Source organism: Rhodocaloribacter sp. (genome assembly GCF_056451265.1).
In genome coordinates this window covers 282,181-291,763 of the sequence record NZ_JBWOPL010000035.1, presented here as the reverse complement: position 1 = coordinate 291,763, position 9,583 = coordinate 282,181, and the positions used below count along the sequence as shown (strand labels likewise).

At 64.3% G+C, this 9,583-nt stretch carries 8 protein-coding genes; 6 read left to right on the top strand and 2 right to left on the bottom strand.

The window, feature by feature from the left end; translation table 11 throughout:
* A partial coding sequence (locus tag AC1HIY_RS06110; protein ID WP_479575826.1) for an Hsp70 family protein occupies positions 1-289 on the bottom strand: 289 nt, incomplete at its 3' end.
* A gap of 424 nt (positions 290-713) precedes the next feature.
* On the opposite strand from AC1HIY_RS06110, the gene pgsA reads away from it, so the two are divergent.
* From pgsA to AC1HIY_RS06090, 4 genes are all read left to right on the top strand, one after another.
* Positions 714-1,304, top strand: a complete 591-nt coding sequence (pgsA, locus tag AC1HIY_RS06105; protein WP_479575825.1) for a CDP-diacylglycerol--glycerol-3-phosphate 3-phosphatidyltransferase — start codon at positions 714-716, stop codon at positions 1,302-1,304.
* Complete coding sequence (gene pyrE / locus AC1HIY_RS06100; protein WP_479575824.1) at positions 1,297-1,971, top strand: orotate phosphoribosyltransferase; 675 nt, start codon at positions 1,297-1,299, stop codon at positions 1,969-1,971. The genes pgsA and pyrE overlap by 8 nt, the downstream gene beginning before the upstream one ends.
* Complete coding sequence (locus tag AC1HIY_RS06095; RefSeq protein ID WP_479575823.1) at positions 1,961-3,232, top strand: competence/damage-inducible protein A; 1,272 nt, start codon at positions 1,961-1,963, stop codon at positions 3,230-3,232. Before pyrE ends, AC1HIY_RS06095 begins: the two co-directional genes overlap by 11 nt.
* Before the next feature lie 206 nt (positions 3,233-3,438).
* The gene (locus AC1HIY_RS06090; RefSeq protein ID WP_479575822.1) at positions 3,439-4,629 is read left to right on the top strand and encodes a thiolase family protein; all 1,191 of its coding nucleotides are present in this window, start codon (positions 3,439-3,441) and stop codon (positions 4,627-4,629) included.
* An 85-nt stretch (positions 4,630-4,714) separates the two neighbouring features.
* On the opposite strand, the gene AC1HIY_RS06085 is transcribed toward AC1HIY_RS06090, so the two are convergent.
* On the bottom strand, positions 4,715-6,220 hold the full coding sequence (locus tag AC1HIY_RS06085; RefSeq protein ID WP_479575821.1) for a helix-turn-helix domain-containing protein: 1,506 nt from the start codon (positions 6,218-6,220) through the stop codon (positions 4,715-4,717).
* A 209-nt stretch (positions 6,221-6,429) separates the two neighbouring features.
* On the opposite strand from AC1HIY_RS06085, the gene AC1HIY_RS06080 reads away from it, so the two are divergent.
* Positions 6,430-8,172: a malate synthase gene (locus AC1HIY_RS06080; RefSeq protein ID WP_479575820.1), complete on the top strand. Its 1,743-nt coding sequence runs from the start codon at positions 6,430-6,432 to the stop codon at positions 8,170-8,172.
* A gap of 69 nt (positions 8,173-8,241) precedes the next feature.
* Positions 8,242-9,552: an isocitrate lyase gene (gene aceA, locus AC1HIY_RS06075; protein ID WP_479575819.1), complete on the top strand. Its 1,311-nt coding sequence runs from the start codon at positions 8,242-8,244 to the stop codon at positions 9,550-9,552.
* Positions 9,553-9,583: the final 31 nt, after the last annotated feature.

Genomic DNA, 9,583 nt, shown 5'->3' with positions numbered 1-9,583 from the left:
CGTTCTCGCCCTTGACGACCTTGTAGGGCACCGTTTTCATCTCTTCGGTGACCTCGTCGTACTTACGCCCCATGAAGCGCTTGATCGAGAAGATGGTGTTCTCGGGGTTGGTGATGGCCTGCCGTTTGGCCGGCGCGCCTACGAGGCGCTCGCCGTCTTTCTTGAAGGCGACGACGGAGGGGGTCGTGCGCGCGCCTTCGGGGTTGGTGATGACGATGGGTTCGCCGCCTTCCATGACGGCCACGACGGAGTTCGTCGTGCCCAGGTCAATGCCGATAATCTTGCTCATAGCGATCGTTTGCGGTTGAGTCGTGTCAGTGGAGCTCGTCTTGAGGTCCCGGCTTTTTCCGAGCGGGTGGTCCGATGGGCGGCTTCATCAAGAACAATGCCGCTTTGAATGCCCCGCCACATTGACAGAGGGCGCCCCTTCGGGCAGGCCCGCAGGGTCTCGTCCCCGACAGATCGGCGGGGTCGGGCCGAGGCTTCTGAAAGGATTTCATGCGAACGGTGCGGCCTCGATGCTCTGCGTGAGGTTCCCGACGCTCCCGAAAAAGGGATGGCGAAGGCACGAAGCGGGGATATTTTGGCCATTCTTGTTGAAGAAAGCGCCGATTCGGCGGCATTGCCGCCAAATCTTCAAGGTCGCAGGCGAGGGGAGCAAGGAGACAAAGAGCGGCGTTTCATATATTCCGGATGTCCACAACCCGCCCTCGATGAAGTACGTACCCAATACCATAACCATCATCCGCATCCTGGTGACGCCGGTTTTGCTGGTGTTTCTGATGACGGATACGCTGTGGGGCTATGCGTGGGCGCTGGGGCTTTTCATCCTCGCTTCCATCTCCGACTACCTCGACGGGAAGCTCGCCCGTTCTTTCGAGGTGCATTCGAGGCTCGGTCAGTTCCTCGATCCTTTCGCCGACAAGGTGCTCGTGCTCGGGACGTTCGTGGCGCTGGCCGTGCTCATCCCCGAGACGGCGCCCTGGTGGGGAGTGGCGCTCATCGGCTTCCGCGACCTCATGGTGACGAGCCTCCGCGCCTGGGCCGAAGCCAACGGGCGCTCGATCCGGACCCTCAGCATCGCCAAAGCCAAGACGACGGTGCAACTCGTCTTTCTCATCGGCATCCTCATCGTGATGACGGCCTCGAAGATGGAGGGGCGCATCGGAGCAGTGGGCCGGGACATCCTCGAAAGCCCTTTCCCGTTCTACGTTTTCCTTTTCGTCGTGCTCTTCACCCTCGCGACCGGCGCCGTGTACTTCTTCCGAATGGAACATCAACCCCACGCGAGGCAGAATGGCTGAGACGATTTCTTCGACGGCGCGTCGCCTGGCGGCCGCTTTGCTCCGGATCGGAGCGGTCGCGTTTTCGCCGGAGAAGCCGTACACGTGGGCCTCGGGTCTGCGTTCTCCGATCTATTGCGACAACCGCGTGACGATGGCGTATCCGCCGATCCGCCGCGCCATCACGGAAGGGTTTGCCGAGATCATCGCGCGCGAGGGACTCGCCCCCGAGACCGTCGTGGGGACGGCGACCGCCGGCATCCCGCACGCCGCCTGGCTGGCCGAGCGCCTCGACTTGCCGATGGCGTACGTGCGTTCGAAGCCGAAGGGGCATGGACGGGGCAACCGGGTGGAAGGACGCCTCGAAGCGGGCGCGAACGTGGTCGTCATCGAAGACCTTGTCTCCACCGGCATGTCCTCCGTGGCGGTGGTCGAAGCCCTCCGCGCCGCCGGAGTCCGGGTGGACGCCGTGCTGGCCATCTTCTCGTACGGCCTGCCCGCGGCCCGCGCCGCCTTCGACCGCGCCGCCGTGCCGCTGCATACGCTCACCGGCTTTGCCACGCTCCTCGACGTCGCCCGCGAGACCGGCGCGCTCGCGCCCGAGGCCGTCGCCTCGCTCGAAGCCTGGCGTAGCGATCCGGAGGCGTGGTCGCGCGCGCATGCTCCCGAACCGAAACATGACCGCTGAACTGCTCACCATAGGCGACGAGCTCCTCATCGGGCAGATCGTGAACACGAACGCCGCATGGATCGGCGAGCGGCTGAGCCTGATCGGCGTCGAGGTCGTGCGCATGGTCACCGTCGGCGACGGCGAGGCGGTGATCTGCGCGGCCATCGAGGAGGCGATCGCACGCGCCGACGTGGTGATCCTCACCGGAGGTCTCGGCCCGACGCACGACGACGTGACCCGGAACGCGCTCGCCCGCGCCTTTGGCGTCCCGCTCGTCTACGATGAGCAAATGTTCGAGGCGGTGAAGGAGCGCTTCGCCGGGCGCGGGTATGCGATGCCGGAGAGCAACCGTACGCAGGCGCTCCGGCCCGCCGGCTTCGAGGCGCTGCCGAACCCGGTCGGGACCGCCCCGGGGCTGTGGCGCGCCGGGGCGAAGGACGGGCGGGGCCGCGTGGTGGCGGCGCTCCCGGGCGTGCCGCATGAGATGAAGACGCTCATGGAACGCGAGGTCCTGCCGCGCCTGGAGGCGCTCGGCGATCGCCGCGTCATCCGGCACAAGACCCTCCTCACCACGGGCATCGGCGAGTCCCACCTCCAGGAAAAGATCGGCGACCTCTCGGCTTTCCTCGGCCCCGACCTCAGCCTGGCGTTCCTCCCGAGCACGAGCGGCGTGCGCCTGCGCGTCACGGCGCGCGGAGAGGACGCAGAGGAGGTGGAGGAAAGGCTGCGCGGTCTGGAATCCGTGCTCCGCGAACGCGTCGGCAAGTACATCTATGGCGAGGGCGACGACACGCTCGAAGGCGTGGTGGGGGAGATGCTCCGCGCGCGCGGCCTCACCATCGCGACGGCGGAGAGCTGTACGGGCGGGTTCGTGTGCCACCGGCTGACAAACGTGAGCGGCTCCTCGGCTTACGTCCTCGGCGGCGTCGTGGCGTACGCGAACGCGGTAAAAGAGAACGCGCTCGGCGTCGATCCCGAAGCGCTCGAAGCCTATGGCGCCGTGAGCGAGATCGTCGCACGGCAGATGGCCGAGGGCGTGCGGAAACGACTCGGCGCGGCGGTGGCGGTCTCCACGACGGGCATCATGGGGCCGACGGGCGGCACGCCGGAGAAACCCGTCGGCACGGTGTGGGTGGGGTTCGCCGACGCTGACGGATCACGGGCCCGCCGGTATCGCTTCGCTCATGACCGGCGCACGAACAAGGAACTCTCCTCGACCGTCGCGCTGAACATGGTGCGCGTGAGCCTGTTGAAAAAGGACGACGCTTCGCAGACATGAGGCGGTGAAGAGACGACGAAGCGAAAACCCGTCGCCGCACCCCGCGTACACCCGTTTCGGTCGATCGCTCTGCGATGCCGCTGTGGAAAAGCGCTTCCAAGCCGTCGACGGGAACCGGTCGTCTCGAACGACGGAACGTCCCCGGCAGTCGAGGCCGGCGTTTCCCGTAACTCCCTTTCCATCCTGAACCCAAACCCATTCCTTTCATGCGAGACGTATACATCGTGTCCGCCGTTCGGACGCCCATCGGCCGGTTCGGCGGGGCGCTCAAGAACCACTCGCCGGTCGATCTGGCAACCCACGTGATGAAAGCCGCGCTCGAAAGTGCGGGCGTCGAAGGCAAGGACCTCGACCTCTACATTTTCGGGAACGTGATCCGCGCCGGGCACGGCCAACTCATCCCCCGGCAGGCGGCCATCAAAGCCGGCATTCCGAAGGAGGTCGACGGCCTCGCGCTCGACATGGTGTGTTCCTCGGGCATGATGAGCGTCATGAACGCGGCCACGTTCATCCGGGCCGGAGAGGCCGATCTCATGCTCGCCGGCGGGGTCGAATCGATGTCGAGTTCGGGGTATTACCTCTCATCGAAGGCGCGGTGGGGATACAAATATGCGATGGGGCACGCCGAAGGATTGACGGACCTCCTCTTCCGGGACGGGCTGAGCGACCCCATGAGCGGGGAAGCGATGGGCGAGCAGACGGAACGCCTCGCCGCCGAGAAAGGCATCACGCGGGAGGCGCTCGACGAGATCGCTTTCCTGTCGAACCGCCGCGCCGCCGAGGCGACCGAGCAGGGTCGGTTTGCGGAGGAGATCGTGCCCATCGCGTACCGGGAGCGGCGTAAAACGAAGACGCTTGCCGCCGATGAGGGCATACGGGCGGAGACGACCATGGAATCGCTGGCGGGACTCAGGCCCGCGTTTCGGAAAGACGGCGTGCTCACGGCCGGAAACAGCAGCCAGATCAGCGACGGAGCGGCGGCGCTCCTCGTGGCGAGCGGCGAGGCCGTGGAACGCTACGGGCTGAAGCCGCTGGCGCGGTTCGTGGGCGGCGCATGGGCGGCCGGAGAACCGTGGCGGTTCCCCGAAGCGCCGATCCCCGCCGTGCGCAAACTCCTCGATAAGTCCGGCACGTCCCTCGAAGACTACGACCTCTTCGAAAACAACGAGGCCTTCGCGATCAACAGCATCCTCTTCCACGAGATGCTCGGCGTCCCGTACGAGAAACTCAACGTGCACGGCGGGGCCATCGCCCTCGGCCACCCGATCGGCTGCACCGGCGCGCGCATCACGACGACGCTCGTGCACGCGCTCCACACGCACGACCGGGCGCGCGGCCTCGCGGCGATCTGTCACGGCACCGGCGGCGGCACGGCCCTCGCCGTCGAGAGGGTCTGACACCCGTCGCGAAGCGATACGCGACGCGGACCGGATGGACGCATGTGAAGGGCGGGAGCGGAGATGCTTCCCGCCCTTCGTTCTTTCACGCGCGGCGCATCTTCCGAATCAACTCCTGAAGGGCGCGGTCCTGCTCCTCATGCTCCTTCTGGTCGAGAAAAATGGTGGGCTCGGCGGCGCGGTCGGGACAGTCGAGAAACCCGCACCGCTGGCACGTCAGGTTCACCTCCGCGTTCGGAATCGAAGGGTCCTTCCAGAACTTCACCGTCTTTTTGAAGGGGGCGTTCACGAGGAAGCCGAGTGAGACGCACGAGTTTTTTCCCGGCTGGAGGGCGAGCGGACGGGCGATGGAGATGACGAAGTAGTCTGCGTCGGCGTCCATGAAATGCGAGCGCTGCGCGGCGGCGACGGGTCCGTCGCCGAGGCCCTCCCGTTGTCGTTCCGCAAGGCGTTCGAGCAGGGGCATGTCGGGCCATCGACGGCAATAGTGCTCGTTGAGCCATATTCCATGCGGCACCGCCACCCGCGACATGTTCAGCACTTTGGTCAGCCGGAAGCGGTCGTCTCCGGGACTGTGGTTGAAACGAACGAAAAAGATGTCCTGAAGCCCGAAAAGGCGGGGGAGCAGCTCCGTCAGCCGATAGAAAAACATTTCCGGCGTCGCGTTGAAGCGATTCATGATGTCGAGGAGCGCCCGTTCGTCCCAGGTCTTTCGGGCGAAGAAAGCCTTCATTTCGCGGAAGAGCGCCTCTTGATCGATGAGCAGCGCCCCGGCAAAGTACGAGGCCTTGAAATTATTGAAGACCTGATCGAAGGACTCCACCTTGAGCCAGGAGGACGTCACGGCGCGGGGTTTCAGGTCGAGAAAGCGGTAGCCGATCTCGCGGGCGAAGATGAACGCTTTCTGGGCAGGCAACATGCGCCCGTTGACGAGGAGCCGTCGCCGGTTCCCGTCGAGGAAGACGGAGCGGAATCGGTGGAGCACCGGGTGTGTCGAGAGGGTGTCCTCGTCGATGACATACCCGTATTCGTCGACCAGAACGGCTCGCAAGGCCGCCTCGTCGATGGGCGCGTCGGCGGACAGTCCCCGGGTCTCGCGATAGGTCGCCGCCACCCCTTCGAGGTCCTCGAAATAGTTCGCGTTCATCTGCTGGTACGATCGGAGCGCCGCGAAGAGGAAATGCTCCACGCGCACGTCGTACATGTGCCCGATCTCGAGAAAGGTCCGGATGAGCGCGCCCGCCTTTTCCGGCTCGTTCTTGATGATGCCGAAGAGGTCTTCGAGCGCCAGACCGAACAACTCGAACGGAAATTCCTGGAGGAAGGCCGAGTTGAAGATGGATTTGAGCGGGGAGAGCTCCTCGTCCACCTTGAGCGAGACGAGTTCGTCGAAGGACACTTCAAGGGCCGAAGCCAGCGCGAGAATTTTCTGCGGCTTCGGATACTTCTTCCCCTTCTCGATTTCACTGATATAGGAGATCGAAAGCCCGGACCGTTCCGACAGGGTCTTCAGGGAATACCCTTGGACGAGGCGGAGTCGTTTGAGCTTCAGGCCGAGGATGAAGCGCAGATTTTCCGCATTCATGGTCATGGGCGGCGCCTCTCAGGTGGGTCTTGGGTTCGCTGTCCGCGAAAAGATACGATCCCGAAAAGGAAAAAGAGATGCGGGAAGAGAAAAAATGTAAATTTCTAATTAGCGAAATTACGCTTTTGGAAAAATTATTCGTAAAATGGATTATTCGCGGTTGGGAATCGAAGGAAGGCCGCTTGTAATCTCTTGAAAAAAATCAGTTTGTGATGATGAGTGCAAGAAAGGGTGAGGTGTCGGTGGAGCCTCGGGAAGGTCACGTGCAGTGGCTCACATGCGCCGACGGCGTGGACGTCAACGCGATGGCATGGACGAAGCAGGCGCAGCGGGTGCTCTCCCCGGCAGCGGTCGGTTTCGTCGCCGGACTGCACCGGGCGCTCGAACCGGAGCGACGGCGGCTGCTCGCGGCGCGGCGAGCGCGGCAGGCCGCCTTCGACCGGGGGGAGACGCCGGGATACCTCACGGGCGAGGAGGGCCGCGCGGCCCGGGAGACGCCGTGGCGCGTGGCGCCTCTGCCGGACGACCTGCTCTGCCGGCGCGTCGAAATCACGGGGCCGATCAGCGACGCGAAAATGGTCATCAACATGCTCAGCCGCACCGCCGACGGTCACCGCGCCGACGCGGCGATGCTCGACTTCGAGGACTCGATGAAGCCCTCGTGGCACAACGTTATGCAGGGCGTCGAGAACCTGATCGGCGCGGTGGACGGAACGCTTACGCACCGCAAACCCGCCCGGGGCCGTCAGCCCGAAAAGGTGTACCGCCTCGATATGGACGACATGCCGCTGCTCATGGTCCGCGTGCGGGGCCTCCACCTCGATGAAGTCAACCTTCGCATCGACGGCGCGCCGGTATCGGGCGGGCTGATGGATTTCGCCCTGAGCACGTTCCATACGGCCCGCAAGCTCATCGCGCAGGGCAAGACGCCGAAATATTACGTCCCCAAATGCGAGCATTACCTCGAAGCCCGGTGGTGGAACCGGCTCTTCGACCTCGTGGAGGAAGGGCTCGGCCTTCGGCCCGGCGCCATCAAGGCAACGTTTCTGATCGAGACGCTCCCGGCGGCTTTTCAGATGGAGGAGATCCTGTATGAATTTCGGAGCCATGCGGCCGGTCTCAACGGTGGAAGATGGGACAAGATCTTCTCCGACATCAAGGTGCTCAAGGAGCATCCCGACCGTGTGCTTGCCGACCGGGGCTCGATCTCGATGAACCGCCCGTGGATGAAGAACTACGTGCTCCAGCTCATCCGTGTGTGTCACAAGCACGGGGCGTTCGGGATGGGGGGCATGGCGGCCTTCACGCCGGGGCGCACCCCCGAGCGTCGCGCCGAACAGACGCGCAAGGTCGTCGAGGACAAGACGTTCGAGGCGTCCATCGGGCATGACGGGTGCTGGGTGTCGCACCCCTATTTCATCGGCCCGGCGATGAAGCCTTTCACCCGAAAGAACCAGCTCGACGTGATCCCGGACCTGCCGGAACACCCGGACCTCCTTCCGAAGTCGACGCCGCCGTGGACCATGGACGGCCTTCGGAAGAACGTGCGGGTGGGGATGGCCTACGTGAAAGGGTGGCATCAGGACATCGGCTGTGTGGCGTGGGACGACCTCATGGAAGACCTCGCCACGCTCGAAATCTCACGCGCTCAGACGTGGCAATGGCTCCGTCACGGCATCACGCTCGATGGCGGCGAGCAGGTGACGCGCGCGCTCGTGCTTCGCGTATTCGAGGAGGAGTTCGAAAAGATCGTTGCGGAGGTCAGGGAGGCGATGGAGGGACTTCCGGAGGCGTCTGTGGCGAAAGAGATCGAGCGTTTCGAGCACGCGCGGGAAGACGCCGCGCACATCTTCACCGAAGAATTCTTCCGCCCGTTTCTCGCCTGTGCGACGGATCCGGCGGGACTCCTGCTGTCCGAGAGACGCGCGCGTTTGCGCCGGGGCGCCTGCGCCCCCTGACCGGGACGCAGTCGCAACCATATCCGAGGGAATCTTCAATCCATCCTATAACTATTCCGGAGTGATCTCATGGAAATGAAAGAAAACGGTTACCTGTACCCGAAAAACCTTGTGAGCGAAGCCCTGTTGCTTGAAAAGTCCTGGTCGGAGGATCCGAGGTGGGAGGGTATCCATCGCCCGTACACGGCTATGGACGTGCTCAAGCTGCGCGGCACGTTGCGCATCCGGCATACGCTGGCCGAGCATGGCGCGGACCGGCTGTGGAAGCTGTTGCACGAGGAGGACTACGTGCGCGCGCTCGGCGCGCTCACCGGCAATCAGGCCATGCAGATGGTGAAGGCGGGGCTCAAGGCCATCTATCTGAGCGGCTGGCAGGTGGCCGCCGACGCCAACCTGGCCGGGCAGATGTACCCCGATCAGAGCCTCTATCCGGCGAACAGTGTCCCGCACGTCGTTCGTCGCATCAACCAGACACTCATGCGCGCGGACCAGATCCACCACGCCGAGGGCGACGCGAGCACGTACTGGATGGCCCCGATCGTGGCGGACGCCGAGGCCGGCTTCGGCGGGCATCTCAATGCGTTCGAGTTGATGAAGGCGATGATCGAGGCCGGGGCCGCCGGGGTCCACTTCGAAGACCAGCTCGCCTCCGAAAAGAAGTGCGGCCATCTCGGCGGCAAGGTGCTCGTGCCGACGAACCAGTTCATCAACACGCTCGTTTCGGCGCGGCTGGCTGCGGACCTCCTGGGGGTGCCGACGCTCCTCATCGCCCGCACCGACGCCAATGCTGCGAACCTCATGACGAGCGACATCGACGAGTACGACCGCCCGTTCGTCACCGGAGAGCGGACGCCCGAGGGCTTCTACCGCGTCCGCAACGGCATCGAGGCGGCCATCGCGCGCGGGCTTGCCTACGCGCCGTACGCCGACCTCATCTGGTGCGAGACGTCGCATCCGGACCTCGACGAAGCCCGCCGTTTTGCCGAAGCGATCCACGATCAGTTCCCCGGAAAGATGCTCGCCTATAACTGTTCCCCTTCGTTCAACTGGCAGGAACACCTCGACGAGGAGACCATCGCCAACTTCCAGGATGAACTCGGCAGGATGGGCTACAAATTCCAGTTCATCACGCTGGCGGGCTTTCACTCCCTCAATTACGGCATGTTCGATCTCGCGCACAAGTACCACCGGGAAGGGATGCCGGCGTACGTTCGGCTCCAGGGCTACGAGTTCGAAGCCGTCGAGAAGGGCTATACGGCCACGATGCACCAGCGTGAAGTGGGCACGGGCTACTTCGACCTCGTCCGAAACGTCGTGACGCGCGGACAGTCGAGCACCTCCGCGATGAACGGCTCGACCGAGGAAGAGCAGTTCCATTGAACACCCGTCGGGCGCCGGCCTTCGCACTCCG

What these genes read in the sequence shown, in the direction of transcription:
- pgsA (WP_479575825.1), top strand. Translation starts at nt 714, where the DNA reads ATGAAGTACGTACCCAATACCATAACCATCATCCGCATCCTGGTGACG.
- pyrE (WP_479575824.1), top strand. Translation starts at nt 1,297, where the DNA reads ATGGCTGAGACGATTTCTTCGACGGCGCGTCGCCTGGCGGCCGCTTTG.
- AC1HIY_RS06095 (WP_479575823.1), top strand. Translation starts at nt 1,961, where the DNA reads ATGACCGCTGAACTGCTCACCATAGGCGACGAGCTCCTCATCGGGCAG.
- AC1HIY_RS06090 (WP_479575822.1), top strand. Translation starts at nt 3,439, where the DNA reads ATGCGAGACGTATACATCGTGTCCGCCGTTCGGACGCCCATCGGCCGG.
- AC1HIY_RS06085 (WP_479575821.1), bottom strand. Translation starts at nt 6,220, where the DNA reads ATGACCATGAATGCGGAAAATCTGCGCTTCATCCTCGGCCTGAAGCTC.
- AC1HIY_RS06080 (WP_479575820.1), top strand. Translation starts at nt 6,430, where the DNA reads ATGAGTGCAAGAAAGGGTGAGGTGTCGGTGGAGCCTCGGGAAGGTCAC.
- aceA (WP_479575819.1), top strand. Translation starts at nt 8,242, where the DNA reads ATGGAAATGAAAGAAAACGGTTACCTGTACCCGAAAAACCTTGTGAGC.